The organism is Pseudomonas sp. CP-1 (assembly GCF_021213715.1).
GTDB classification, from domain to species: Bacteria; Pseudomonadota; Gammaproteobacteria; order Pseudomonadales; family Pseudomonadaceae; genus Pseudomonas; species Pseudomonas aeruginosa.
Genome location: NZ_JAJQKY010000001.1, coordinates 733,726 through 760,337, shown reverse-complemented (window position 1 = coordinate 760,337; position 26,612 = coordinate 733,726). Strand labels below are relative to the sequence as shown.

Here is a 26,612-nt window from a genome sequence, read left to right as displayed (position 1 = left end):
AGGGCGACGCTCCTGCGCCGCCGGAAACCCATACGCGGCGTCAGATGCGCCGTGCGTAACGCTTGAGCATGCTCGGCACATCGAGGATCAGGGCGATGCGCCCGTCCCCGGTGATGGTGGCGCCCGCCATGCCGGGGGTGCCCTGCAACATCTTGCCGAGTGGCTTGATCACCACTTCTTCTTGTCCCACCAACTGGTCGACGACGAAACCGATGCGCTGGGTGCCGACCGACAGGATCACCACGTGCCCCTCGCCCTGCTCCTCGTGGGCCGCGCTCGGCACCAGCCAGCGCTTGAGGTAGAACAGCGGCAAGGCCTTGTCGCGGACGATCACCACTTCCTGGCCATCCACGACATTGGTGCGCGACAGGTCAAGATGGAAGATTTCGTTGACGTTGACCAGCGGGAAGGCGAACGCCTGGCTGCCCAGCATCACCATAAGGGTAGGCATGATCGCCAGGGTCAGCGGCACCTTGATGACGATCTTCGAGCCGGACCCCTTCTGCGAGAACACGTTGACCGTGCCGTTGAGCTGGGAAATCTTGGTCTTCACCACGTCCATGCCGACGCCGCGGCCGGACACGTCGGAAATCTCGGTCTTGGTCGAGAAACCCGGGGCGAAGATCAGGTTGTAGCACTCCAGGTCGGTCAGGCGGTCCGCCGCATCGCGCTCCAGCAGGCCCTTCTCCACCGCCTTGTTGCGCAGCACCTCGGCGTCCATGCCCTTGCCGTCGTCGGTGATCATCAGGAGGATGTGGTCACCCTCCTGCTCCGCTGACAGCACCACCTGGCCGACCCGCGGCTTGCCGGCGGCCTCGCGCTCCTCCGGACTCTCGATGCCGTGGTCGACGGCGTTGCGCACCAGGTGCACCAGCGGATCGGCGAGGGCCTCGACCAGGTTCTTGTCGAGGTCGGTCTCTTCGCCCACCAGCTCCAGGTTGATCTCTTTCTTCATGTTCCGCGCCAGGTCGCGAACCAGGCGCGGGAAGCGGCCGAAGACCTTCTTGATCGGCTGCATGCGGGTCTTCATCACCGACATCTGCAGGTCGCCGGTGACCACGTCGAGGTTGGCCACGGCCTTGGCCATGGCCTCGTCGCCACTGTTCAGGCCCAGGCGCACCAGGCGGTTACGCACCAGCACCAGCTCGCCGACCATGTTCATGATCTCGTCGAGACGCGCCGTATCCACCCGCACGGTGGTCTCCGCCTCGCTCGCCGCCGGCCTGTCGGGCGCCGCCGGACGCGCGGCGGCGGCCTTGGCCGGAGCGACCGGTTTCGCCGCGGGACTCTTCGCCGCGATGTTCTTGGCTACCGCCGCGGCGGCCGCCACGGCTTCGGAGGCGCCGTTGAACTTGCCCTTGCCGTGCAGTTCGTCGAGCAGCGACTCGAACTCGTCGTCGCTGATCTCATCGCCGCCCGCGGCGGCCGGCGCCTTGCCCGGCTCCGCCGGCGCAGCCGCTGGAGCCGCGGCAGCCGGTGTGGCGGGTGTGCCGGCGGCTTCCGGGACATCGCCGAACTTGCCCTTGCCGTGCAGTTCGTCGAGCAGCGCCTCGAACTCGTCGTCGCTGATATCGTCACCAGCGGCAGCCGCGGCCGGCTCGACCGCCTCGGCGGGGACTTGCGCAGGCTCGGCCGAGACCGCCGGCGGGACGAACTTGCCCTTGCCGTGCAACTGGTCGAGCAACGCCTCGAACTCGGCGTCGCTGATCTCGTCGCCAGCAGGAGCCGCGGGCGCTTCTGCAACGGCGGAGGCCGGCGCTTCGTCGCCCTGGAGAGCATCCAGCAACTGCTCGAACTCGTCGTCGGTGATATCGCTGGAGGCACTCTGCGCGGGCGCTTCCGGCGGCGCCGCAGGCTCGGCTGGCGGAACGGCCGCCGGCGGCGCTTGCACAGGTTCCGCGGGCGCGGCGCCCTCGGGTTCGGCCAGGCGGGCAAGGGCCGCCAGCAGTTCGGGCGTCGCCGGGGTCGGTTCGGACTGCTCGCGCACCTGGTCGAACATCGCGTTGACCGTATCCAGCGCCTGCAGCACCACATCCATCAGTTCGGAGCTGACGCGCCGCTCGCCCTTGCGCAGGATATCGAAGACGTTTTCCGCAATGTGGCAGCATTCCACCAGCGCGTTCAGCTGGAGGAAGCCGGCACCGCCCTTGACCGTATGGAACCCACGGAAAATGGCATTGAGCAGGTCCATGTCGTCCGGCCGGCTCTCCAGCTCGACCAGTTGCTCGGACAATTGCTCGAGAATCTCGCCGGCCTCAACCAGGAAGTCCTGGAGGATTTCTTCATCGGCGTCGAAGCTCATTCGGCTGCTCCCAGAGACGTGTTACTCGAAAGGATCGGCAGGACCGCTGTCCTGCCGGAAATACCGGCCCGGCTTTCCGGACCGACTTCAGCCCGCCCGCCGGGATCACCGGCATGACGAAGGCTGTGCCGGCAGCCCGCGGATGCCAGCGTTCAATGCTTACTTAACGGCAGCGATGCCGCAGTCTTGAGCCGGGCGGGTCAGAAACCCAGGCTGGACAGCAGATCGTCCACGTCATCCTGCCCGGACACCACATCCTCTCGTTTTTCCGCGGCGACCTGCGGCCCCTCGCCCTTGGCCGAACGCTCCAGCGCGGCCTGGTGGCGCATGCTCACGTGGTCGTGCTCGATTCCGGCGTAACGGTCCACCTGGCCGGCCATCCAGACCAGCTTCACGAGGTTGCTCTCGACCTCGGTGACCAGCTTGGTGACACGCTTGATCACCTGGCCGGTCAGGTCCTGGTAATCCTGCGCCAGCAGGATGTCATTGAGCTGCGAGGACAACTGGCCGGCGTTCTCGCCGCTGCGCACGAGGAACTGTTCGATGCGCTTGGCCAGCTCGCGGAAGCCGTCGGCGTCGATTTCCCGGCGCATGAAGCGTTGCCACTCCTGGTGCAGCTCCCGCGAATCGTCGCCCAGTTGGTTGACCAGCGGGGCGCTCTGCTCCACCAGGTCCATGGTCCGGTTGGCGGCCTTCTCGGTCATTTCCACCACGTAGGAAAGACGATCGGTGGCATCGGCGATCTGCGACATTTCCTGCGCGTGGGGGGAATGCGGGTCGATCTGGAAATCGACGATGGCGTTGTGCAGTTCGCGGGTCAGCTTGCCCACTTCCTGGTAGAGGCCACGGTCCCTGGCCTGGCTGAGCTCCTGGATCAATTGCACCGCCTGCTGGAAGTGCCCCCGTTCGAGACAGTCCACCAGTTCGCGCGCGTGTTTTTTCAGGGTCGATTCGAATTCGTCGCCCGTGGAATCGTTACCAAGCACCATGACACCCTCTTGGCCGGCTTCAGCCGTTGACCCGCTCGAAAATCTTCTCGATCTTTTCCTTCAGGACCTGAGCGGTGAAGGGTTTGACCACATAGCCGTTGACCCCGGCCTGGGCCGCTTCGATGATCTGGTCGCGCTTGGCCTCGGCGGTGACCATCAGCACCGGCAGGTGCTTGAGGCGCTCGTCGGCGCGAACCGCGCGCAGCAGATCGATGCCGGTCATGCCCGGCATGTTCCAGTCGGTGACGAGAAAGTCGAAATTGCCGCTGTGCAGCATCGGCAGCGCCGTGGTGCCGTCGTCGGCCTCGGCGGTATTGGTGAAGCCCAAGTCCCGCAAGAGGTTCTTGATGATGCGTCTCATCGTGGAAAAGTCGTCCACGATGAGAATTTTCATGTTCTTGTCCAAGTAAACCTCCGTACAGACCAGAGCGCGCCCCAGGGGACGCGCCACACATTCTTTTGCGTTAACGGTTACAAGCTGCGGTCGAGGCCGGTTCAGGCCGACCGCCAATCGGCCAGGCGCGCACGCAAACGCGCGGCGCACTGGCTGTGCAACTGGCTGACCCGCGATTCGCTGACGCCCAGTACCTCGCCGATCTCCTTGAGGTTGAGTTCCTCGTCGTAATACAACGCCAGCACCAGGCGCTCGCGCTCCGGCAACTTGGCGATGGCATCCGCCAGGGCCGCCTGAAAACGTTCGTCGAGCAGGCCGTGGATCGGTTCGTTGTGACTGAGGCTGGTGTCTTCCGGCAATCCATGTTCGCCGTCCTGCAACAGGTCGTCGAAGCTGTACAGGCGGCTGCCCTGCGTGTCGCTGAGGATGCCGTAGTAATCTTCGAGGCTCAATTGGAGTTCGGCAGCAACTTCGTGATCTTTAGCGTCGCGTCCGGTTCTCGCCTCGATCGCGCGGATCGCGTCGGTCACCATGCGCGTGTTGCGGTGCACCGAACGCGGCGCCCAGTCGCCCTTGCGGACCTCGTCGAGCATGGCCCCGCGGATGCGGATGCCGGCATAGGTCTCGAAGCTGGCGCCCTTGCCGGCGTCGTATTTCTTCGCGGCCTCGAGCAGGCCGATCATGCCGGCCTGCATCAGGTCCTCCACCTGCACGCTGGCCGGCAGGCGGCCGAGCAGGTGATAGGCGATGCGCTTGACCAGTGGTGCGTAACGCTGGATCAGTTGCTCCTGGGAGTTCTGCGCTTGCGCCTTGCTATACATACGCACTCCAGAGGCCGCTGTCATACGGCCGAACCTGTCGCGGGGTGTTGGACCAGTCGTTCGACGAAGAACTCCAGGTGCCCGCGCGGGTTGGCCGGCAGCGGCCAGCTGTCGACCTTCTGCGCGACCGCCTTGAAGGCCAGGGACGCCTTCGAGCGGGGGAATGCCTCGTATACGGCTCGCTGTTTCTGCACGGCCTTGCGTACCGACTCGTCGTAAGGGATGACACCTACATACTGTAGTGCGACGTCGAGGAAACGGTCAGTGACCTTGGTCAGTTTGGCGAACAGGTTGCGTCCTTCCTGCGGGCTGTGGGCCATGTTGGCCAGGACCCGGAAGCGGGTCATGCCGTGGTCGCGGTTGAGCAGCTTGATCAGGGCGTAGGCATCGGTGATCGAGGTCGGCTCGTCGCAGACGACCAGCAGCACCTCCTGCGCGGCGCGGACGAAACTGACCACCGAATCGCCGATTCCGGCGGCAGTGTCGACGACCAGGACATCGAGGTTGTCGCTGATATCGCTGAACGCCTGGATCAGCCCCGCATGCTGCATCGGCGAGAGGTGCACCATGCTCTGCGTGCCGGAGGCCGCGGGAACGATGCGCACGCCACCGGGACCGAGGAGGAGGACATCGCGCAGTTCGCAGCGTCCCTCGATCACGTCGGCCAGGGTGCGCTTGGGCGTGAGTCCCAGCAGGACGTCGACGTTGGCCAGGCCGAGGTCGGCATCCAGCAGCATGACGCGACGGCCGAGATCGGCCAGAGCCAGTGCCAGGTTCACCGACACATTGGTCTTGCCGACGCCGCCCTTGCCGCCAGTTACTGCGATCACCTGTACGGGATGCATGCTACCCATCTGCTTCATACCTTGTGTTGTCGTCTTCCCGGAACGCCCCTTCCAGCGCTCTCCGGTATTGGCGGGAACGATGCGCCATCGCTCCCGGCCCGGCGGAAGCCACCTTCGCTTCCGTCACCCGCGCCACGCGCGGTTCTTCCCACGTCCTCAGCCGGCACGCCGCGCCGGTTGCTGGTAGAGCCCGGCGAACATCTCGGCCATGGCGTCCTCGCTGGGCTCTTCCGGTGCCTGCAGGCTCACCGCCCGGCTGACCAGTTGGTGACTGCGCGCCACCTGCAGGTCGTCCGGAATCCGCGGCCCATCCGCCAGATAGGCTACCGGGAGACGCTGGGCGATAGCCAGCGCCATCGATTCACCGAGGCTGCCCGCCTCGTCCAGCTTAGTCAGGATGCAACCCGCCAGCCCGCAGTGCCGATAGGTCTGGTAGGCCGACTTGAGCACCTGGCTCTGGCTGGTGGTGGCCATCACCAGGTAATTCTTCACGTTCAGGCTCGGCGACGCCAGTGCCTCGAGCTGCATGCGCAATGCCGGGTCGCTGGCCGGCAGGCCGGCGGTATCGATCAGCACCATGCGTTTGCGCGCCAGCGGCGCCAGGGCCTGGATCAGCGACTGGCCGGGATCGACCAGGGTCACCGGTACGTTGAGGATCCGACCGAGGGTCTTGATCTGCTCCTGGGCGCCGATCCGGTAGCTGTCCATGCTCACCAGCGCCAGGCTCTGGGCGCCGTACTTGAGGACGTAGCGCGCGGCCATCTTCGCCAGGGTGGTGGTCTTGCCGGCGCCTGCCGGGCCGACCAGGGCCAGTACGCCGCCCGCGTCGAGCGGGTCCTGCTCGGGGGTCTGCACGGCACGCGACAGGTGCGCCAACAGCATGCGCCAGGCCTGGCGCGTATCGCCCACCGCGGCGACCCGCTCCAGCAACGGCTTGCTCAGCTCCGCCGGCAAGCCCATGCGCTGCAGGCGCCGCCAGAGATTGGCCTGCTGCGGACGCTGGTGCTGCAACTGGCCCCAGGCGATGGAACCCAGTTGTACCTCGATCAGCTCGCGCAGGCCGTTCAGTTCGAAACGCATTGCCTCGAGGGTCTGGCCGCCCGCCTGGGGCTTGGCCTGCGCCGCCGTCATGGACTCGGCCAGGGACGGACGCGCCGGCTTCTCCTCGGCGAACAATTGACGGTCCTTGCGCTGGTTTTCCGCCGGACGCGCCGTCAACTCGGCGCGCGCCTCGGCGATCCGCGCCTGGGTCTTGCGCAGCTCCACTTCCAGCGCCGGGTTGGGCTTGCTCGGCGCCGGCGGGGCCTGGTAATCCAGCGCCGCGGTCAGCTCGATGCCGCCGGCGACCCGGCGGTTGCCGAGAATCGCGGCGTCCGGACCCAGTTCGTCGCGGACCAGTTTCATGGCCTGGCGCATATCGGCGGCGAAGAAGCGTTTGACTTGCATTGCCCGAACCCCTCAGTTCAGTAGTCTTGCCGGCAACCTCAGGTTGCCCGGTGTGCCGGCCCTGGAGCCGGCGCAGCCCTCGTTCAGTTCTGCCCCACCGTCGCGACGATGGTGACTTGCTTGTTGTCCGGGATTTCCTGGTAGGCCAGCACATGCATGCTGGGCACCGCCATCCGCGCGAAGCGCGACATCATCGAGCGGATCGGTCCGGCAACCAGCAGGATCGCCGGCTTACCGAGCATCTCCTGGCGTTGCGCGCTCTCGATCAGCGAGCGTTGCAGCTTCTCGGCCATCCCCGGCTCCAGCAACATGCCGTCCTCGGAGCCTTGTCCGGCCTTCTGCATGCTGTTCAGCAAAATCTGTTCCAACCTCGGCTCGAGCGTGATCACAGGCAGCTCCGGCTCAAGCCCGACAATGCTTTGCACGATTGCGCGGGACAACGCGACGCGAACCGCGGCGACCATCGCGCCGGGATCTTGACTCCGTGGAGCGACGTTGGCGATGGCCTCGGCGATGGTACGGATGTCGCGCACCGGCACCTGCTCCTGGAGCAGCGCCTGCAGGACCTTGAGCAGGGTGGACAGGGAAATCAGCCCCGGCACTAGCTCTTCCGCCAGCTTCGGCGAGCTGCGCGCGAGCAATTGCAGGAGCTGCTGCACTTCTTCATGGCCCAGCAGCTCGTGGGCGTGCTTGTGCAGCACCTGGTTCAGGTGAGTGGCGACCACGGTGCTCGCATCCACCACGGTGTAGCCCAGCGACTGCGCCTGGTCGCGCTGGCCGGGCTCGATCCATACCGCCTCCAGGCCGAAGGCCGGGTCCTTGCCGGCGATGCCGTTGAGGCTGCCGAATACCTGGCCGGGGTTGATCGCCAGCTCGCGATCGGGATAGATCTCCGCTTCGGCCACGCTGACCCCCATCAGGGTCAGGCGGTAGGCGTTGGGCAGCAGGTCGAGGTTGTCGCGGATGTGCACCGAGGGCATCAGGAAGCCCAGCTCCTGGGACAGCTTCTTGCGTACGCCCTTGATTCGCGCCAGCAGTTGCCCGCCCTGGTTGCGGTCGACCAGCGGGATCAGCCGGTAGCCGACTTCCAGGCCGACCATGTCCACCGGGGTGACATCATCCCAGCCCAGTTCCTTGACCTCCTGGGCGCGCTGCGCCGGCAGCAGCTCCTGCTGGCGCTGCACCTCCTGCTCGGCGACCTGCTTGGCCTTGTTCTGCCGGTGCCAGATCCAGTAGGCGGCAGCACCGGCCAGGGCGCCGAGGCCGATGAAGGAAACGTGCGGCATGCCCGGCACGGCGCCCATGGCGATCAGGATCGCCGCGGAAATCGCCAGCGCCTTGGGCGAGGCGAACATCTGCCGGTTGACCTGCTGGCCCATGTCCTCGGAACTGGAGACCCGCGTCACCATGATCGCCGCCGCGGTCGACAGCAGCAGCGACGGCAGTTGTGCCACCAGGCCGTCACCGATGGTCAGCAGGGCGTAGACCTTGCCGGCGTCGCCGAAGGACATCGAATGCTGGATCATGCCGATGGCGACGCCGCCGATCAGGTTGATGAAGAGAATCAGCAGGCCGGCGATGGCGTCACCGCGGACGAACTTGCTGGCACCGTCCATCGAACCGTAGAAGTCGGCCTCCTGGGCCACCTCGTTGCGGCGCTTCTTGGCTTCCTCCTGCTCGATCAGGCCGGCGTTGAGGTCAGCGTCGATGGCCATCTGCTTGCCGGGCATGGCATCCAGGGTGAAGCGCGCGCTGACTTCGGAAATCCGCCCGGCGCCCTTGGTCACCACCACGAAGTTGATGATCATGAGGATCGCGAACACCACCACCCCGACCACGTAGTTGCCGCCGATCACCACTTCGCCGAAGGCCTGGATCACCTTGCCCGCGGCGCCATGGCCGTCGTGGCCGTGGAGCAGCACCACGCGGGTCGAGGCAACGTTCAGCGCCAAGCGCAACAGGGTCGCCACCAGCAGGATGGTCGGGAACACGGCGAAGTCCAGCGGCCGCAGGGCGTACACGCAGACCAGCAGGACGACGATGGACAGGGCGATGTTGAAGGTGAACAGCACGTCCAGCAGGAATGGCGGGATCGGCAGGGTCATCATCGCCAGCATGGCCAGCAGCAGGACCGGCACGCCGAGGCTGCCGCGCCCCAGTCCCGCCAGGTTGCTGCGCACATTGCTGATCAGTTGCGTGCGATCCACTCTCGACTCCCCTGCCCTGCGTATGGCGCCCGTAGGTGGGCGCCGAACAAACTTTTGACGCCGGAATGCGCGTCGGGCGGGTCACTGCAGGAACTGTTCCAACTTTTCAATTCATTGATTGAAAAAGGGTTTTCGCCAATCACCAACTGCCGGAGGCGCCACCACCGCCACTCGAGCCTCCGCCGCCGGAGAACGAGTCCGAAGACGAACTGGACGAACTCGACGACGAGGAAGACGAGGAACCCGATGAGCTAGCGTAATCGCCGCCGCGCCGACGCCCTCCCCCCGAGCCGCCGGCGCTGAAATTGCAACCGATGAGCAGCGGCAGGCAAGCGGCGGGCAGGATGATCAACGCCTCGATGCTGTTCAGCGGGTCGTCCACCAGCAACAGCAGGCACTCCAGGGCCAGGGTCAGCAGCAGGCCGAGCAGGCCCGGCAGGTAGGCCCAGCGCCGTCCTCTGCGCAGCCCCTGCCAGGCACCGGCCAGCATCAGCAGGGTCAGCCCCAGCGAAAGCGGCACGGCCAATCCGTAATGAAGCACCGGCAGGCCATAACGGCCGTAGGCCCAGAACAGCCCCAGCGCATAGAGCACAAGAATGGCGAAGAACCAGCGGGCGCCGCGCGAATACTTGAGCAACGCGCCGAAGCCGACGCCCAGGACCGCCACCATCTCCGCCAGCGCCACCATCGCCCCTACCGGCCAGTGCCGCCCCAGTGCCAACGCCGCAGCGAGCGCCACTACCGCCCCCAGGGTCCAGTACCAGGCGCGCGGGCGTACCAGCAGCGCCACCCCGCCGAGAGCGCCGAGCAGGAATGCGATAGCCAGGGTCTGCCGTACCGCGCCGGGCTCCAGCGGGTCGCGCGGCGGCGGCAACGCCTCGCCGTCGATCAGTCGTACCAGGCGCTGCGCCGCCGCTTCCAGGCCGCCGGCGTAGTCTTGCTGACGGAACGCAGGGGTCATGTATTCGCGGATGATCCGCCCGGCATCGATGTCGGTGATCGTTCCTTCCAGGCCATAACCGACTTCGATGCGCATGCGCCGATCGTCCTTCGCCACCAGCACCAGGACGCCGTCATCGATCCCCTTGCGCCCCAGCTTCCACGCCTCGAAGACCCGCGTCGCATAGGCCTCGATGCTGTCCGGATAGGTGCTGGGCACCATCAGGATCGCTACCTGGGCACCCTTCCGGGCCTCCAGCGCGGCCAGCGAAGCTTCCAGGCGGGCACGCTCGGCGGCGTCGAGGGTCGCGGTAAGGTCGGTCACCCGCCGCGCCAGCGCTGGAACCTCCGCGGACTCGTAGCCCGCATCGCGCGCTGCCTCGGCCTCGGCGCCGACCGCCGATGCCTCCACGGCCTCCTCCTCGACATCGGACGCTGCCACCGCGACGGTGACCGGCACCGTCGCGGTGGCAACGGAGGGAATCGCGGCGGCGCAGAGCAGCATGCCGAACAGCCGAAGCATGGCGAGATAACGCGTGATTGCAGACATCCTTGTCTCCGAATGAAATGAACGGGAACCCATTACCAACTGCCCGAGGCACCGCCTCCGCCGCTGGAACCACCGCCCCCGGAAAAGCCGCCGGACGACGAGGAGGAAGAGGAGGAGGAACCGCCGCCGGAGCTTCCCGACGAGCCTCCACCACCCCCACTCAGGCGTACCTGGCCGAACACCAGCAGCCCGAGCATGAGCTGGAACGGTAGCAGGGCCAGCCAGACCAGCGGTGCGTCCAGACCACCGGACAGCAATCCGAGCAGCAGGTAGGCCGCCAGCAACGCCCACAGTCGGCGGTGGAAACTTTTCCGCCGCTCGCGCCATAGCGAGCGCATCAGGCGGTAGTTCGACCAGCAGAGAAGCGCCAGCATCAGCACCCCGGCCGGCCACAGCAGGCCGTAGATGAAGGACACCGCGCTGAACCAATGCGCCGCCAGCCCGAGCAGGGCTACATAGACCAGTACGCCGATCACCAGGTAGAAGGCCGGGCGCACCGTCCACAGCGCGCCGAAGGTCGCGCCGCCGACCAGCATGCACAGCGGAGCCACCAACAGAACGCTCATCCACTCGCCGGAAGCGCCGGCCAGCGTGCCCAGCAGCCAGCAGAGCAGCGCTCCGCCGAGCAGCCAGGGCCAGCGCAGCGCCCGGGCACTCAACAGCACTCCGGCCAGCGCTCCGTAGATGAAAGCGACCAGCAGCGCCCAGGCTTCCGCCGGCAATGGCCCCAGCGAGACCTCCGGCGTACCCGACGACGACGCAGCCGCCGGCAGCGTTTCGCCGTCGACCAGGCGGATCAGCTCGTCCACCGCGGCCTCGATCCCGCCGGCATAGTCGCCCTCGCGGAACGCCGGAGCCATCCGCTCGCGAATGATCCGTCCGGCGACCACATCGGGCACCGCACCCTCCAGGCCGTAGCCGACCTCGATGCGCATGCGCCGGTCATCCTTGGCCACCACCAGCAGCAGACCGTCGTCGACCGCCTTGCGGCCGAGCTTCCAGGCCTGGAACAACTTGTCGGAGAAGGCTTCGATATCGAGGGTACCGGTAGTCGGCAGCATCACCACCGCGATCTGCGCACCGCGTCGCCGCTCCAGCGCCTCGAGCTTCTCCACCAAGCGTTGGCGCGTCGCCTCGTCCAGCGTGTGGGTGGCATCCACCACCCGCTCCGACAGGGGCAAGGCGACCCATTCCGCCGGCGCTTCGGCGTGCACAGGCATCCAGGGCAGCAGCCAGGCCAGGGCGAGCAACAGGAGGACAGGCGGGAAAATACGATCAGACAGGGTTCGATCCATGAACGGCAAAGCTCTCATCCCGAGCGGGTACCGGCCAAGGCTGCCACAGCGCGGCGCGCAGCTCCAGCCCGGTCACTCGTCGCGACGCAGGTCCGGCGGGATCGGCAGGTCCTTCAACGGGCTCGGCCGCTTGCCCTTGCCGGCCTGGTACTGCTTGAGCTGGTAGACATAGGCCAGTACCTGGGCCACGGCGAGATAGAGCCCGGCGGGAATCTCCTGGTCCAGCTCGGTGGAGTAGTACACCGCTCGCGCCAGCGCCGGCGACTCCATGACCATCACCTTGTGCTCCTGGGCCACCTCGCGGATCTTCAGGGCCAGGAAATCGTTGCCCTTGGCCAGCAGCAGCGGCGCCCCGCCGCCCGCCGGGTCGTACTTCAGGGCTACGGCGAAGTGGGTCGGGTTGGTGATCACCACGTCGGCCTCCGGCACCGCCGCCATCATCCGTCTCTGCGCCATCTCGCGCTGCATCTGGCGGATCTTCGACTTGACCTCGGGCTTGCCCTCGGAGTCCTTGTATTCGTCGCGGACTTCCTGCTTGGTCATCAGCAGCTTCTGGCGGTTGTCCCAGATCTGGTAGGGCACGTCCACCGCGGCGATCAGCAGCAGGCTGCAGGCCATCCAGAAGGCGCTCCAGCCGACCACCCGCACGCTGTGCAGGATCGCCTGCTCGAGCGGCTGGTGCGCCAGCGCCAGGAGGGCGTCGCGGTCGGCGGAGAGCACCAGCAGGGCCACCGCCAGCACCACCAGGAACTTGATCAGCGCCTTGCTCAGTTCGAGCAGCGACTTGGCGGAAAACATCCGTTTCAGTCCCGACAGCGGGTTGAGCCGGCTGAACTTGGGTTGCAGGGCGTCCATCGAGAACAGCCAGCCGCCGAGGGCGATCGGCCCGACGATCGCCGCCACCAGCAGCATCAGCAGGATCGGCCAGAGCCCCTGGGCCGCCAGGTAGGCCGAAGCGCCGAGCAATTGCAGCATGCTCTCGGTATTCATCGCGGTTTCCCGGGACAGCTCGAAATTGCTGCGCATCAGGCGCAACAGGGCGCCCGCCAGGTCGGCGCCGTAGATCAGCAGGCCGCCGGCGCCGGCCATGAGGATGGCCAGGGTGTTCAGCTCCCGCGAACGCGGCAACTGCCCTTTCTCGCGCGCCTCGCGGCGGCGTTTCTCCGTGGGTTCCTCTGTCTTGTCCTGCCCGCTCTCGCTCTCGGCCATGGCTACCTCGCCCGCACCAGTTCACGGAGGAATTGCAGGGCCTCGCCGGCCAGCACCTGGTACTGGCTGAGCAGGTCGGCGGTGCCGATCCAGAGGATCACCAGGCCCAGCACCAGGGTCAACGGAAAGCCGATGGAGAAGATGTTCAGCTGCGGCGCCGCGCGGGTCATGGCGCCGAAGGCGAGGTTCACCACCAGCAGCGCGGTGATCGCCGGCAGCGCCAGCAGCAGTGCCGCGCCCATCACCCAGCCGAGCTTGCCGGCGATGATCCAGAAATGGTTGCCGCTCAGGCCCTCGCCCACCGGCAGGGTGACGAAGCTCTCGGCGATCACCTCGAACACTACCAGGTGGCCGTTCATCGCCAGGAACAGCAGCGTCACCAGCATGGTGAAGAACTGGCCGAGCACCGGCACCGAGACGCCGTTGGCCGGGTCGACCATGGAAGCGAAGCCCAGGCCCATCTGCATCGAGATGATCTGCCCGGCGATCACGAAGGCGTGGAACAGCAACTGCAGGGAAAAGCCGAGCAAGGCGCCGACCAGGATCTGCTCGCCGATCAGCAGCATGGCCTTCATGCTCAGCGCGTCCACCTGCGGCATCGGCGGCAGGTTCGGCACCAGCACCACGCAGACGCCCAGCGCCAGGTAGAGGCGCACCCGCACCGGCACCAGCTGGGTGCCGATCACCGGCATGGTCATCAGCAGCGCCGCGACCCGGAACAGCGGCAGCACGAAGCTGGCGATCCAGCCGCCGATCTGTGCGTTGGTCAGCTCCAGCATCAGCCGATCAGCAGCGGGATGTTGCCGATCAGCGTCTGGGTGTATTCCATCAGCTGCCGCAGCAGCCAGGGGCCCAGCACGATCAGGGTGAGCAGGATCACCATCAGGCGCGGCAGGAAGCTCAGGGTCTGTTCGTTGATCTGGGTGGCGGCCTGGAACATCGCCACCACGAGACCGACCAGCAGGCTCGGAACCACCAGCACGCCGACGATCATCGCCGTCAGCCACAACGCCTCGCGGAACAGGTCGAGTGCCACCTCAGGGGTCATGTCTCTCTCCAGCGCGCCAGCGGCGCGTCAAGCCGGCGGCACCGCTAGACGGTGCCGAAACTGCCCGCCAGCGTCCCGATGATCAGCGCCCAGCCATCCACCAGGACGAACAGCATGATCTTGAACGGCAGGGAAATGATCAGCGGCGACAGCATCATCATGCCCATCGCCATCAGCACGCTGGACACCACCAGGTCGATGATCAGGAACGGGATGAAGATCATGAAGCCGATCTGGAACGCGGTCTTCAGCTCGGACGTGACGAAGGCCGGGACCAGGATGGTCAGCGGCGTCGCCTCCGGGCTGCCGATGTCGGTGCGCTTGGACAGGCGCACGAACAGCTCCAGGTCGGAGGTGCGAGTCTGCGCCAGCATGAACGCCTTCAGCGGTACCTCGGCCTTTTGCAGGGCTTCCTGGGCGGGAATCTGCTCGTTCAGGTAGGGCTGCAGGGCCTGGCTGTTGATCTTGTCGAACACCGGGGCCATGACGAACATGGTCAGGAACAGCGCCAGCCCCACCAGCACCTGGTTCGACGGCGTCGATTGCAGGCCCAGCGCCTGGCGCAGGATGGAGAAGACGATGATGATCCGGGTGAAGCTGGTCATCAGCATGACGAACGCCGGGATGAAGCTCAGCGCGGTCATGATCAGCAGGATCTGCAGGCTGACCGAATACTCCTGCTGGCCCTGGCCGTTGGTGGTCACGGTGATCGCCGAGATCGATGTCGGGTCGGCGGCCAGCGCCGGCCACGGCGCCAGCAGCAGGAGGCAGAGCGCGGCGAGCGCGCCGGCCAGGGAGATGCGCGGAGTCATGGCTTACCCTTGGGGTCCTTGTTCAGCAGCTCCAGCAGGCGCTGGGCGAATTCCGGCGTGGCCGGCTCGCCGTCCGGCAGGTGTACCGGCTCCTTGAGCACGTGCAGCGGCGTGATCCGGCCGGGCGTCAGGCCGAGCAGGATCTGCTCCTCGCCGACCTGCACCAGCACCAGCCGGTCGCGCGGACCCAGCGGCTGACTGGCAAGGGTGCGGATCAAGCGGTTGCCGCGCGGACCGGCCTGTTGCACCCGGCGCACCAGCCAGGCGAGCAGGAAGATCAGGCCGATCACCAGGCCCAGGCCGAGCACCAGTTGGGCCAGTTGCGCGGCGGCGCCGGAAGCGGCGCCCACCGTCGGCGCGGCGGCACCCGTCGTCCCCTCCGCGGCGCACAGCGGCGCGCTCAGCGAGGCGAGTGCCGGCAGGAAGCCGGCGAACAGGTAGCGACGCATGTCAGCGCAGCTTCTTGATGCGTTCGCTGGGACTGATCACGTCGGTCAGGCGGATGCCGAACTTCTCGTTCACCACCACCACCTCGCCGTGGGCGATCAGGGTGCCGTTGACCAGTACGTCCAGCGGCTCGCCGGCCAGGCGATCGAGTTCGATCACCGACCCCTGGTTGAGCTGCAGCAGGTTGCGGATGCTGATGTCGGTATGCCCGACCTCCATGGAAATGGTCACCGGGATGTCCAGAATCACATCCAGGTTGGGCCCCTCCAGGCCGGAAATGGTCGGTGCCTTCGGCGAAGCGCCGAACTCTTCCATCGGCGCCCGCGGGGTACTCGGCTCCGCCACGGGAGTCGCGCCGCCCTGGGCCATCAGCGCATCGATGTCGTCCTGGCTGGCGTCGCCCGCCTCGGCCAGCGCCGCCGCCCACTCGTCGGCCAGTGCCTGTTCCTCGGTGGTCACTTTTTCTTCGTCTGCCATGGTTCGTCTTTCCTCCGGGGGAAGCGGTCAGCGCGAGCGCTCGACCGCTTCGAGAATCTGTAGCGCCAGGTTGCCCTTGTGGGCGCCCAGCTTGACCTTGAAGGCGGGCACGCCGTTGGCGCGCATCACCATGTGTTCCGGCATCTCCACCGGGATCACGTCGCCCGGCTGCATGTGCAGGATGTCGCGCAGCTTGAGCTGGCGGCGGACCACGGTGGCGCCGAGCGGTACCTGGACGTCCAGCACGTCCTCGCGCAGGGCCTTGATCCAGCGCTCGTCCTGGTCGTCGTGGTCGGACTGGAAACCGGCGTCGAGCATCTCGCGGATCGGCTCGATCATCGAATAGGGCATGGTGATGTGCAGGTCGCCGCCACCGCCGTCCAGTTCGATGTGGAAGGTGGAGACCACCACCACCTCGCTGGGACTGACGATGTTGGCCATGGCTGGGTTGACCTCCGAGTTGACGTACTCGAAGTTCATCTCCAGCACCGCCTGCCAGGCTTCCTTCAGATCGACGAAGGCCTGCTCCAGCACCATCCGCACCACCCGCAGTTCGGTCGGGGTGAACTCGCGGCCCTCGATCTTGGCGTGGCGGCCGTCGCCGCCGAAGAAGTTGTCCACCAGCTTGAACACCAGCTTGGCGTCGAGGATGAACAGCGCGGTGCCGCGCAGCGGCTTCATCTTCACCAGGTTGAGGCTGGTGGGAACGTACAGCGAGTGCACGTACTCGCCGAACTTCATCACCTGCACGCCGCCGACCGCGACGTCGGCCGAACGGCGCAGCAGGTTGAACATGCTGATGCGGGTGTAGCGGGCGAAACGCTCGTTGATCATCTCCAGGGTCGGCATGCGGCCCCGGACGATGCGGTCCTGGCTGGTCAGGTCATAGGACTTGACCGATCCCGGCGTCGCCTCGACTTCGGTTTCCACCAGGCCATCGTCGACGCCGTGCAACAGCGCGTCGATTTCATCCTGGGAAAGCAGATCTTGCACGGCCATGGGATACCTACTGCAGCACGAAATTGGTGAACAACACTTGTTCGATAGCCAGTTGGCCGGTTTCCTTCTTGGCCAGTTCCTGCAATCCGGCGGTCGCCTGCTGGCGGAGCATTTCCTTGCCCACCGGCGTCACCAGCGAGTCGAAACTCTGACTCGAGAACAGCATCACCAGTTTATTGCGAACCAGCGGCATGTGCTCGCGCAATGCGTCCATCTGCGCCTTGTCGCGCCCCATCAACGCGACGCCGACCTGCATGTAGCGCTGCCGGCCGTTCTGGTTGAAGTTGACGACGAAGGCCGGCGCCAGGATCTCGTAGAGCGCCGGCTGCTTGCCCGGCTTCGCCGCCTCGCTGGCGACTTCCTCGGTCTTCTCGGCCTTCAGCGACTTGCTGAGGAAGAACCAGGTGCCGCCCACCGACAGGCCGATCGCCAGCAGCAGGCCGACCACGATCAGCAGGATCAGCTTCAGCTTGCTCTTGCCGCCGCTCGGAGCCCCCGCGTCGGCGGGTGTCGCCTCTTTCTTAGCCATGCCAAAAATCCGTCGCTATAGCGTCAAATGAAGGGTTTCACAGGGGCAGAGCAAGGGTTGTGCCATTTCTGCAACGCCGCCCCGCCCCCTGGGGCCAGCCCCGGAATGCTGTCCGAGATGATAGACGGCGCGGATATTACAGCCTGGCCACAGGAAATCATCCCCGTCTTTTGCGAAATCGCCCGCTCCGGAAAAAGAAAGGCCTCCCGCAGGAGGCCCAAAGGGGAAATGCAGTCGTTCGCCTCAGGCGTAGTAGTCGACCAGACCGCGCGCCGCCGAGGAACCCGGCCGGCTGCGGATCTCGCTGACTCCGGCAAGGGTTTCCTCATCGCCCGAGGCCTCGCCGGCAAAGCCGCGTCCGCGCGCCGATCCGCCCTCGCCCTGCTGCTGGCCCTGCCAGCCCCGCGCCAGCGACTGGTCGGAGACGTTCACGTCGAGCTGGTTCATGCCCTGCTGGCTGAACATGTCGCGCAGCCGGTGCATCTGGCTTTCCAGGGCGTCGCGAACGCCGGCGTTGGGGCTGGCGAAGGTCACCTGGGTCTGGTCGGCGGTCATGTGGATGCGCACGTCCAGGCGTCCCAGCTCGGCCGGGTCGAGCTGGATCTCCGCCGACTTCAGGTTCTGGCTGGACATCCACATCACCCGGTCCACCACCGCCTCGCTCCAGCCGTTCTGCTGTATCGCCACCGGCTGGCCGGGCACCGTACCGTTCACCGGACGGTTGGTCAGGGCCTGCTGCGCCATGGCCTGGGTCAGCCCGTTGAGCTTGGCCGCGAAAGGCTCGCCGCGCGGCTCCGCCTTGCTCTCCAGCAGGCTCTCGGAGGCGGCGCTGGCGATGGCCGGCTCGGCGGTCTGCTGCAACTGGGCCTCGAGCGCCTTGCCGTCGACGGCCTTGGGCAAGGAGTCGGAAGTCAGGCTGGCAAGGGCATCGCCGAGGTTCGCCTGGCGCGGATCGGCGCTCTTCGCCGGCCCGCCTTTCGCCGCCTGCGCGGCGTCCTGGGCACCCTGCTCCAAGGCCATGTTCACTGCCGGAACGCCGTTGAGCTTGACCAGGGTCGGGTCGCTGCTGGCTTCGGTCAGGCTGGCCGGAGCACTGCTAGCCGTCGGCACGGCCGGCGGCAGCAAAGTCGCCTGGGTATTCTCGTCGAGCATCGGCACGGCGCCGCCGAGGCCGAGCAGTTGCAGCGGATCGACCGGCGTTTCGACTTTATCTTCGCCGTCGGCCTTGGCCTGGCCGTCGGCCGGCAAAGGCTTGCCGTCTTCGGCAACGGCCGGTTGCCCGGCGGCATCCGTCGGCTGCGCCTCGGCAGCCTCCTTGCCGGCGTCCCGCGGCTTGTCCCGCGAACCCTTGGAGGGACCGTCGGCGCGCTCGGCGGGCTTCTTCGCGGTCTCCTTGGCATACATGTCGGAGAAGCTGGAAGTCTTGTCGTTACTGGGCTCAGGCGTTTTCTGCTGGCTCTTCGGCGCAGCGGCCTTGGGCTTTACATCAGGCGTCGGCGGCAACAACACACCAGGGGCGACGGCCATGGGAATTCTCCATTTGCGAAGGGATTGCGTCGTGGCTTGCGCAAGGGATGGAGCAAGGTCCGGGCCAACTTCGCCGAGAGCCTCCGTGAAACGCTCGCCAGGGCGCCGCAGCAGGCACGCTCGCTTTGCCCGCAGGTCCCGTCTGGACTACAATCCAGAGCCGCATCCCTCCCGAGGTAGTACCCTGATGTCCTTCGCCGAAAAACTGTCCCGTCTGCAAGCCTTCCTCGATGCCGATGACCTGCACGAAGAAGCGCTGGACTACGTGGCGACCCACGGCTACCTGACCGCCCTCTCCATCTGCCCGGAGCAGGTGCCGGAGCGGGAGTGGATCGACGCCCTGTTCGCCGAACCGCCGCACTACCGCAGCGATGAGGAGCGCCAGGAGATCGAGACTTCCCTCGAGCAGCTCAAGGCGCACATCACCCGCGTGCTGGCCAGCGACGAAGACCTCGAGCTGCCCTGCGACCTCGACCTCGGCGACGAGCCGGACGACTCCGACCTGCGCGGCTGGTGCATCGGCTTCATGGAAGGCGTGTTCCTTCGCGAGGAAGTCTGGTTCGAGCAGGCCGAGGAGGAAGTCAGCGAGTTGCTGCTGCCGATCATGGTCGGCTCCGGCCTGTTCGACGAGCAGCCCGAGTTCGACGAGATCGCCCGCGACCGCCACCTGGTGGACGACATGGTCGCGCAGATTCCCGACCTGCTGACCAACCTGTTCCTGCTCTGCCAGGCGCCGGAAGAAAAGCCCGCCCTGCTCAAGCCGCGCACGCACTAAGGAGCGCCGCGGTGGCGCAGCGGGAAATTCGCCCGAGCGCTCGTGCCTGGGTGCGCTATAGCCTCCAGGCCGTGGGTTTCCTAAGCGTAGCCCTGGGCGTGATCGGCATCTTCCTGCCGGTGCTGCCGACCACGCCTTTCCTGCTCCTCGCGGCGGCCTGTTTCATGCGCAGCTCGCCGCGCTTCTACCACTGGCTGGTCGGCCATCCACGGCTCGGCCCGTGGATCCGCGACTATCTCGACGGCGAAGGCATCCCGCTCAAGGGCAAGGTCTACGCCATCGGCCTGATGTGGGCCAGCATCGCCCTTTCCTGCTACCTGGTCCGACGCCCCTGGGCCCAGGGCTTCATGCTGACCAGCGCGGTACTGGTCAGCATCTATATCCTCCGCCAGAAGACCCGCCCGCCGCACGACGCCTGAGGGCCCGCTCAGGACAGCGCCGGATCGCCCTCGCCCAGCGGCAAGCGGTCGCCGGGCCCGCGCCGCTCGGGGCTCAGCACGGTGAAGCCGAAGGTGTTCCAGCCGTCCGCGCTGTCGACGAACACCGAACCGCCGTGCATGCTCGCCACCGCCTTGACGATGGACAGGCCGAGGCCGTGGTTGGCCTCGCTGTTGCTGCGCGCCGCGTCGACCCGATAGAAGCGCTCGAACAGGTGCCTGCGGTGCTCGTCGGCGATCGGCACGCCGGGGTTGCTCACCGCCACCCGCACTTCGTCGCCACGCCGCTCGACGCCGACCCGCAGCGTGCCGCCGGCGGCGGTGTGCTGGGCAGCGTTGTACAGCAGGTTGGTCACCGCCCGCTGGAACAGGGCGCGCTCGACCAGCGCGCGGGCCTCGCCGCGCACCTCGATACCGACCCCGGCCTCGTCGAAGATCACCTCGAGGAAATCTACCGTGGTGGCGATCTCGCCGGCCAGCGAGGTTTCCTCGCGCTCGCAGGCCAAGCGTCCCTGGTCGGCGCGGGCGAGGAACAACATGTCGTTGACGATCGCCCGCAGCCGCTCCAGCTCCTCCAGGTTGGATTGCAGGACCTCTTCGTAATGTTCGCCGCTGCGTTCGCGGGACAACGCCACTTGGGTCTGGCCGATCAGGTTGGTCAATGGCGTGCGCAGCTCGTGGGCGACGTCGGCATTGAACGACTCCAGGCGCACGTAGGCCTGCTCCAGGCGGTCCAGGGCGCCGTTGAACGCTCCCACCAGTTCGCGCAGCTCGGCCGGCAGCGGCGAGAGCTGCAAGCGCTGCGACAACTGCCGCGGGCTGATCCGCCGGGCCTCCTCGGAGAGCCGATGCACCGGCCACAGGCCCAGGCGGGCGATCCAGTGGCCCAGCAACGAGGCCAGCAGCACACCGAGGGCGGACAGGCCGAGCAGCCATTTCAGGGTGGAGGTCCGCGCCTCATGGAACGCCGCGCTGTCGATGGCGGTGACGTAGGTCAGCCGCGGCCGCCCCTCGCGCGCCGGCAACACGCCGACCCGCGCGGTCAGCGCGTACCGGTGCTCCGGCAACTCCAGTTCGTAGCGGCCGGCGCCATCGGCGATCAGCCGCTGCACCGGTTCGCTGAAGCGCCCGTAGTGATAGCGCGGGTCGTCGCTGTCGATCCAGAAACGAATCAGCTCGTACTCCTGGCTCAGGTTGTCCAGCTTGCCCTGCAGGTGCGGCCAGCGCTCGGCCAGGTCGGGATGGTCGAGCATCCGCGAGACCATGTTGAAGCGCACGTCCACCTCGCCCTGCTGCAGGCGCTCGGTCTGGCGGTCGAGGATGCAATAGAGCATGGTGCCGATGAGGGCGAAGATCACCACCGCGGCGCCGGCGAACATTCCCGCCAGGCGGGTCGACAAGGACATGCCCACCTCAGCCCGACTCCGCCAGCGCACGGTTCTCCAGGACGTAGCCCATGCCCCGGATGGTATGCAGCAGCTTGTTCTCGAACGGACCGTCGAGCTTGGCGCGCAGGCGCTTGATCGCCACCTCCACGACATTGGTGTCGGTATCGAAGTTGATGTCCCAGACCAGTTCGGCGATCGCCGTCTTCGACAGGATCTCGCCGCTGCGCTGGGCCAGCACGCAGAGCAGCGCGTACTCCTTGGCAGTCAGCTCCAGGCGAGTGTTGCCGCGGAAGACCTTGCGGCTGAGCAGGTCGATGGACAGGTCAGCGATGCGCATCTGCGAATGGCTTTCGTGGTTGCCGCCGCGCCGGGTCAGGGCCTGCAGGCGGGCGACCAGTTCGAGGAAGGAGAACGGCTTGATCAGGTAGTCGTCGGCGCCCTCGCGCAGCCCGCGCACCCGGTCTTCCACGCGCTCGCGCGCGGTGAGCATGATCACCGGGGTCTGCCGCCGCTCGCGCAACGCCCGCAGAACGCCGTAGCCGTCGACGCCCGGCAGCATCACGTCGAGCACGATCACGTCGTACTCGCCATGGAGCGCCAGGTGGCGACCGTCGATGCCGTTGTCCGCCAGGTCCACGGTGAACCCCTGTTCACTGAGGCCACGGTTCAGGTAGTCCGCCGTCTTCGCCTCGTCCTCGACAATCAGTACCCGCATCTATCGCCCGATCCTCTGTTCGCCTTCGCATCCCGGGCGGGACGCATGCCTGCCTGCATCCTAGCCACGCGCCGCCGTCCAGGAAAGCCGTGTCCGTTACGCCTCATGTCGCCGTCGCCCCAGCGGTTCCGCCGTCCGAGGTCGTCGCCCCGCGCCGGTGGAACAGCCGCTCCAGGGCCAGGTATACCACCGGCGTGCTGAACAGGGTCAGCACCTGGCTCACCAGCAGCCCGCCGACCACCGCGATGCCCAGAGGCTGGCGCAGCTCGGAACCGGTGCCGAAGCCGATCATCAGGGGTATCGCGCCCAGCAGCGCGGCCAGGGTGGTCATCATGATCGGCCGGAAACGGGTCAGGCAGGCCTGGTAGATCGCCTGCTCCGCGCTCATGCCCTGCTCGCGCTGGGCGACGATGGCGAAGTCGACCATGAGGATGCCGTTCTTCTTGACGATGCCGATTAGCAGCACGATGCCGATCAGCGCCATGATCGAGAAGTCCTGGCCCCAGGCCCAGAGCAGGAACACCGCGCCGATCCCCGCCGAGGGCAGGGTCGAAAGGATCGTCAGCGGATGCACGAAACTCTCGTAGAGCACGCCGAGGATGATGTACACCGCAATCAGCGCGGCGAGGATCAGCAGCGGTTGCGAGGCCAGCGAACTCTGGAAGGCCTGCGCCGCGCCCTGGAACACGCCGATAATGGTCGAGGGCATGCCGATCTCCTCCTGGGCGCGCTGCACCGCCTGCACCGCCTCGCCGAGGGACACCCCGGCAGCCAGGTTGAAGGACAGGTTGACCGCCGGGAACATGCCGTTGTGGTTGATCTGCAGCGGCCCGGAGCGCGGCGCCGCGACCTTGGCGATGGCCGACAGCGGGACCATCTCGCCGCTCAGCGGCGAGCGCAGGTAGAACCAGTCCAGGCTTTCCGCGCGGCCGCGCTGGCGCGCATCGAGTTCGAGGACCACCTTGTACTGGTTGACCTCGGTCTGGTACTCGCCGACCTGGCGCTGGCCGAAGGCGTCGTAGAGGGTCTGGCTGACATCCTCGGCGCTGAGGCCGAAACGCGCCGCGGCCACCCGGTCGATGTCCAGCGCGGTGACGCTGGCGCCGACCTGCAGGTCGTTGGACACATCCATCAGCCCCGGCACCTGCTTCAGGCGCTCGGTGAGGCGTTGCGCCCAGAGCGCCAGCTGGGTGCTGTCGCTGCTGCGCAGGGCGTACTGGTACTGGGTCCGCGAGGGTCCGGAACTGAGGTTGATGTCCTGCGCCGCGCGCAGGTAGAGCATGATTCCCGGCACCTTGGCCAGTTGCGGGCGCAGCCGGTCGATGAACTCGCCGACCGAGACATCGCGCTCGCCACGGTCCTTGAGGACGATCCAGAAACGCCCGTTGGCCAGGCTCTGGCTACCGCCGGTGACGCCCACCGCATGGTTGTAGCTCTGCACCGCCGGGTCGCTGGCGATGATCTCGGCCAGTTGCCGGTGCTTGGCGACCATGTCGTCGTAGGAGATATCCTCGGCAGCCTGGCTCGTGCCGAAGACGAAGGCGGTGTCCTGCAAGGGGAAGAAACCCTTGGGAATCCCGACGTAGCCGGCCACCGCCACCAGCACGGTAAAGGCGAAGCCGACCAGCATCAGCCGCTGGTGCCCGAGCGCCCAGCGCAGGCCGCGTTCGTAGCCGCCGGTCAGCCATTCGGCGAAGCCCTTTCTCGGCGCTTCGGCATGCCGCAATGCCGGCATGAAGCGCGAAGCCAGCATCGGCGCCAGGGTCAGCGAAGCGACCACCGAGATCAGGATCGCCACCGTCACGCTGACCGCGAATTCGCGAAACAGCCGGCCGACGATCCCGCCCATGAACAGCAGGGGAATGAACGCGGCGATCAGCGAGAAGCTGATGGAAATCACGGTAAAGCCGATCTCCGCCGCGCCCTTGAGCGCCGCCTCGACCTTCGAGGCGCCCGCTTCCAGGTGTCGGTGGATGTTCTCCACGACCACGATGGCGTCGTCGACGATGAAGCCGACGGCGATGATCAGCGCCACCAGGGTCAGGTTGTTGAGGGTGAAGCCGAGCACGTACATCGCCGCGAAGCTGGCGCTCAGGGACACCGCCAGCACCGTGGCGACGATCAGGGTCGCCGACAGCTGGCGGAGGAACAGGCCCATCACCAGCACCACCAGGCCAATGGTCAGCAGCAGGGTCAGTTCGACCTCGTGCAACGACGAGCGGATGGTCCGGGTGCGGTCGTTGAGCACGTCTACCTCGATGGTCGCCGGGAGCATCTCGCGCAGGCGTGGCAGCGCGGCCTGGATCGCGTCGGCGGTATCGACGATGTTCGCCCCAGGCTGGCGCAGGATCACCAGCGCCACCCCGGGCACGCCGTTCGGCCAGGCCTGCACGTAGTCGTCCTCGGGCGCCGAGACGATCCGCGCCACGTCCTTGAGGAACACCGGCGCGCCCTGGCGGTAGGCGACCACCAGGTCGTCATAGTCGCTGGCGTTGAACAACTGGTCGTTGGCCGCGAGGGTCGACACCCGCCCCTCGCCGTAGAGCGCGCCCTTGGCCAGGTTGACGCTGGCCGACTGCAACGACTGGCGCAGGTCGGCCAGGGTCAGCTGGTAGGCGGCGAGCTTTTCCGGCTGGGCCTGGATGCGGATCGCCGGGCGCTGCTGGCCGACCACGAAGATCTGCCCCACGCCGTTCACCTGGCTGAGCTGGCGGGCGAGGATGGTCTCGGCGTAATCGCTGAGTTCGATCAGCGGCATCATCTCCGAGTTGACCCGCAGGATCATGATCGGGCTGTCCGCCGGGTTGACCTTGCGCCAGGTCGGCAGGTTCGGCATGTCCACCGGCAGCCGCCCGGCCGCGGCGTTGATCGCCGCCTGGACTTCCTGGGCGGCGACGTCGATGCTCTTGTCGAGGCTGAACTGCAGGGTCAGGGTGGTAGTGCCCAGGGCGCTGCTGGAGGTCATCTCGGTGATCCCGGGAATCGCGCTGAACTGCACTTCCAAGGGGGTGGCCACCGACGAGGCCATGGTTTCCGGGCTACCGCCGGGCAGCAAGGCGTTGATCTGGATGGTCGGGAAGTCCGCCTCCGGCAACGGCGCCACGCCGAGCCGGAGGAACGCCAGCAGCCCCAGCAGCAGCGAGGCCAGGGTCAGCAGCGCGGTGGCGATCGGGTGCCGTACGCACCAGCCGGAAATCCCGGCGCGCGGCGTCACGGCCGCCGCTCCGTGGCCTGGGCCAGGCTCGGGCGCGGCTCCTGGATATCGACCAGGGCGCCGGGCATCAGCCGCGAGTGGCCGTCCACCACCACCTGGTCACCGCTGGCCAGGCCTTCCACCACACTGAGGCCGTCGATGTCCTGGAGCACCCGCACCGGCACCGCCTCGACCCGGTCGGCGGCGACCCGGTAGACGAAATTGCCCTCCAGGCCGCGGCGCACCGCCTTGCTCGACAGCACCAACTGGTCGCGCCGGACCCCGGTGTGCAGGCTCACCGCGACGAACTGCCCGGGCCAGAGCCGGGCCTGGCGGTTATCGAAGGAGGCGCGCACGCGGATGGTGCCGGTGGAACTGTCGATCTGGTTGTCGATGGTCAGCAACCGGCCCTCGCCCAGCGCGCTCCCGCCGTCGCGGCTGTAGGCGCGCACCGCCGCCTCGCCGCCGAGCAGCGCCTGCAACTGGGGCAACTGTTCCTGTTGCAGGGAGAAGACTACGGAGATCGGTGCGATCTGGGTCACGCTGAACAGGCCGAGACTGTCGCCGACCCGCACCAGGTTGCCGACATCGACGTTGCGGATACCGACCTTGCCGGATACCGGCGAGGTGATCCGGGTGTAGGACAGGCGCACCCGCTCGGCGTTGATGGTGGCATCGTTGGCCTTCAGGGTCGCGCGCAACTGGTCGACCGTCGCCTGCTGCTGGTCCAGCAGTTGGCGTGACACCGCACGCTCGGCATACAGGCTGCGGTAGCGTTGCAGGTCCTGCTCGGCGGATTTCAGCTGGGCCTGGTTACTCGCCCTGGAGGCCTGCGCCTGCTCCAGCGCGGCGACGACGGCGCGGTCATCGATGGTCGCCAGCAACTCGCCCGCCTCGACCATCTGCCCTTCGCTCACCAGCAGGCGGGTCAACTGGCCGTCGATCTGGGTGCGGATCACCACGTTGTGCAACGAAGTCACCGTGCCGATGCCGCTGACCTGTTGCTCGACGTCGCGCCGCTCCACCCGCGCCACGTTCACCGGGACCCTGGCCGGCGCGGGCGCCGCCTTCGCCCCGGCGTCGCCGCCGAGCCATGCCCAACCGCCGAAGGCGACCAGGCCCGCCGCCAGCACGCCCACCAGGACCCGTCCCCCACCACTGCGCAACGCCTGCATCTGTCCACCTTTCCCAGTCGCCGGCCTCGCGCGGCCGACTTCGTTCTTCTTTATAAGCAGCGCAGCGGGACCCCACCCTGACCCCTGAATGAC

At 67.0% G+C, this 26,612-nt stretch carries 24 protein-coding genes; 2 read left to right on the top strand and 22 right to left on the bottom strand.

What is annotated here, in order from left to right; all coding sequences use genetic code 11:
• Positions 1–40: 40 nt before the first annotated feature.
• The 18 genes from LT948_RS03600 to LT948_RS03515 all read right to left on the bottom strand — a co-directional run bounded on the left by LT948_RS03600 (position 41) and on the right by LT948_RS03515 (position 18,836).
• A complete protein-coding gene (locus LT948_RS03600) occupies positions 41–2,302 on the bottom strand; it encodes a chemotaxis protein CheA (protein ID WP_023081840.1) in 2,262 nt (753 codons plus the stop codon).
• Between the two features lie 200 nt (positions 2,303–2,502).
• Entirely contained in the window at positions 2,503–3,291 is a 789-nt protein-coding gene (locus LT948_RS03595) for a protein phosphatase CheZ (RefSeq protein ID WP_003083075.1), read from the bottom strand.
• Between the two features lie 19 nt (positions 3,292–3,310).
• Positions 3,311–3,685, bottom strand: a complete 375-nt coding sequence (locus LT948_RS03590) for a chemotaxis response regulator CheY (RefSeq protein ID WP_003083073.1) — start codon at positions 3,683–3,685, stop codon at positions 3,311–3,313.
• A 101-nt stretch (positions 3,686–3,786) separates the two neighbouring features.
• Positions 3,787–4,530 carry an RNA polymerase sigma factor FliA gene (gene fliA, locus LT948_RS03585; RefSeq protein ID WP_003083070.1) on the bottom strand — a complete coding sequence of 248 codons (744 nt, stop codon included), beginning with the start codon at positions 4,528–4,530 and terminating at the stop codon, positions 3,787–3,789.
• Positions 4,527–5,369: a flagellar synthesis regulator FleN gene (gene fleN, locus LT948_RS03580; protein WP_003083064.1), complete on the bottom strand. Its 843-nt coding sequence runs from the start codon at positions 5,367–5,369 to the stop codon at positions 4,527–4,529. Before fleN ends, fliA begins: the two co-directional genes overlap by 4 nt.
• 138 nt (positions 5,370–5,507) lie before the next feature.
• Complete coding sequence (gene flhF, locus LT948_RS03575) at positions 5,508–6,797, bottom strand: flagellar biosynthesis protein FlhF (protein WP_003087102.1); 1,290 nt, start codon at positions 6,795–6,797, stop codon at positions 5,508–5,510.
• Between the two features lie 83 nt (positions 6,798–6,880).
• Positions 6,881–9,004 carry a flagellar biosynthesis protein FlhA gene (gene flhA, locus LT948_RS03570; protein WP_058133112.1) on the bottom strand — a complete coding sequence of 708 codons (2,124 nt, stop codon included), beginning with the start codon at positions 9,002–9,004 and terminating at the stop codon, positions 6,881–6,883.
• A gap of 139 nt (positions 9,005–9,143) precedes the next feature.
• Positions 9,144–10,493: a TPM domain-containing protein gene (locus LT948_RS03565; RefSeq protein ID WP_103119338.1), complete on the bottom strand. Its 1,350-nt coding sequence runs from the start codon at positions 10,491–10,493 to the stop codon at positions 9,144–9,146.
• A gap of 32 nt (positions 10,494–10,525) precedes the next feature.
• The gene (locus LT948_RS03560) at positions 10,526–11,788 is read right to left on the bottom strand and encodes a TPM domain-containing protein (RefSeq protein ID WP_024947708.1); all 1,263 of its coding nucleotides are present in this window, start codon (positions 11,786–11,788) and stop codon (positions 10,526–10,528) included.
• Positions 11,789–11,860: 72 nt separating this feature from the next.
• Positions 11,861–12,997 carry a flagellar biosynthesis protein FlhB gene (flhB, locus tag LT948_RS03555; protein WP_003083056.1) on the bottom strand — a complete coding sequence of 379 codons (1,137 nt, stop codon included), beginning with the start codon at positions 12,995–12,997 and terminating at the stop codon, positions 11,861–11,863.
• A 2-nt stretch (positions 12,998–12,999) separates the two neighbouring features.
• A complete protein-coding gene (gene fliR, locus LT948_RS03550) occupies positions 13,000–13,776 on the bottom strand; it encodes a flagellar biosynthetic protein FliR (protein ID WP_003133221.1) in 777 nt (258 codons plus the stop codon).
• Positions 13,776–14,045 (bottom strand): flagellar biosynthesis protein FliQ, encoded by a 270-nt coding sequence (gene fliQ, locus LT948_RS03545; RefSeq protein WP_003083053.1) that lies wholly within the window; start codon positions 14,043–14,045, stop codon positions 13,776–13,778. Before fliQ ends, fliR begins: the two co-directional genes overlap by 1 nt.
• A 44-nt stretch (positions 14,046–14,089) precedes the next feature.
• Positions 14,090–14,857 carry a flagellar type III secretion system pore protein FliP gene (gene fliP / locus LT948_RS03540; RefSeq protein WP_003083052.1) on the bottom strand — a complete coding sequence of 256 codons (768 nt, stop codon included), beginning with the start codon at positions 14,855–14,857 and terminating at the stop codon, positions 14,090–14,092.
• On the bottom strand, positions 14,854–15,306 hold the full coding sequence (gene fliO / locus LT948_RS03535; protein ID WP_003083051.1) for a flagellar biosynthetic protein FliO: 453 nt from the start codon (positions 15,304–15,306) through the stop codon (positions 14,854–14,856). Before fliO ends, fliP begins: the two co-directional genes overlap by 4 nt.
• A 1-nt stretch (position 15,307) precedes the next feature.
• Positions 15,308–15,781 (bottom strand): flagellar motor switch protein FliN, encoded by a 474-nt coding sequence (gene fliN / locus LT948_RS03530; RefSeq protein ID WP_003083049.1) that lies wholly within the window; start codon positions 15,779–15,781, stop codon positions 15,308–15,310.
• A gap of 27 nt (positions 15,782–15,808) precedes the next feature.
• A complete protein-coding gene (gene fliM / locus LT948_RS03525) occupies positions 15,809–16,780 on the bottom strand; it encodes a flagellar motor switch protein FliM (RefSeq protein ID WP_003083045.1) in 972 nt (323 codons plus the stop codon).
• Between the two features lie 7 nt (positions 16,781–16,787).
• The gene (fliL, locus tag LT948_RS03520; protein ID WP_003083042.1) at positions 16,788–17,309 is read right to left on the bottom strand and encodes a flagellar basal body-associated protein FliL; all 522 of its coding nucleotides are present in this window, start codon (positions 17,307–17,309) and stop codon (positions 16,788–16,790) included.
• A 243-nt stretch (positions 17,310–17,552) separates the two neighbouring features.
• Positions 17,553–18,836, bottom strand: coding sequence for a flagellar hook-length control protein FliK (locus LT948_RS03515; protein WP_033939376.1), 1,284 nt, complete (start codon positions 18,834–18,836; stop codon positions 17,553–17,555).
• A 187-nt stretch (positions 18,837–19,023) separates the two neighbouring features.
• Here LT948_RS03515 and LT948_RS03510 point away from each other — a divergent pair, with 187 nt between their 5' ends.
• Both LT948_RS03510 and LT948_RS03505 read left to right on the top strand, forming a co-directional pair.
• The gene (locus LT948_RS03510) at positions 19,024–19,611 is read left to right on the top strand and encodes a UPF0149 family protein (protein ID WP_003083037.1); all 588 of its coding nucleotides are present in this window, start codon (positions 19,024–19,026) and stop codon (positions 19,609–19,611) included.
• 11 nt (positions 19,612–19,622) lie between these two features.
• Entirely contained in the window at positions 19,623–20,030 is a 408-nt protein-coding gene (locus tag LT948_RS03505; RefSeq protein WP_003087079.1) for a YbaN family protein, read from the top strand.
• A gap of 8 nt (positions 20,031–20,038) precedes the next feature.
• On the opposite strand, the gene LT948_RS03500 is transcribed toward LT948_RS03505, so the two are convergent.
• From LT948_RS03500 to mexM, 4 genes are all read right to left on the bottom strand, one after another.
• Positions 20,039–21,484 (bottom strand): sensor histidine kinase, encoded by a 1,446-nt coding sequence (locus tag LT948_RS03500; protein ID WP_003083034.1) that lies wholly within the window; start codon positions 21,482–21,484, stop codon positions 20,039–20,041.
• Positions 21,462–22,151 (bottom strand): heavy metal response regulator transcription factor, encoded by a 690-nt coding sequence (locus LT948_RS03495; RefSeq protein ID WP_003083028.1) that lies wholly within the window; start codon positions 22,149–22,151, stop codon positions 21,462–21,464. Before LT948_RS03495 ends, LT948_RS03500 begins: the two co-directional genes overlap by 23 nt.
• A 103-nt stretch (positions 22,152–22,254) precedes the next feature.
• Positions 22,255–25,365 (bottom strand): multidrug efflux RND transporter permease subunit MexN, encoded by a 3,111-nt coding sequence (mexN, locus tag LT948_RS03490; protein WP_003140284.1) that lies wholly within the window; start codon positions 25,363–25,365, stop codon positions 22,255–22,257.
• Positions 25,362–26,519: a multidrug efflux RND transporter periplasmic adaptor subunit MexM gene (gene mexM, locus LT948_RS03485; RefSeq protein WP_003140285.1), complete on the bottom strand. Its 1,158-nt coding sequence runs from the start codon at positions 26,517–26,519 to the stop codon at positions 25,362–25,364. The genes mexN and mexM overlap by 4 nt, the downstream gene beginning before the upstream one ends.
• Between the last annotated feature and the right edge of the window lie 93 nt (positions 26,520–26,612).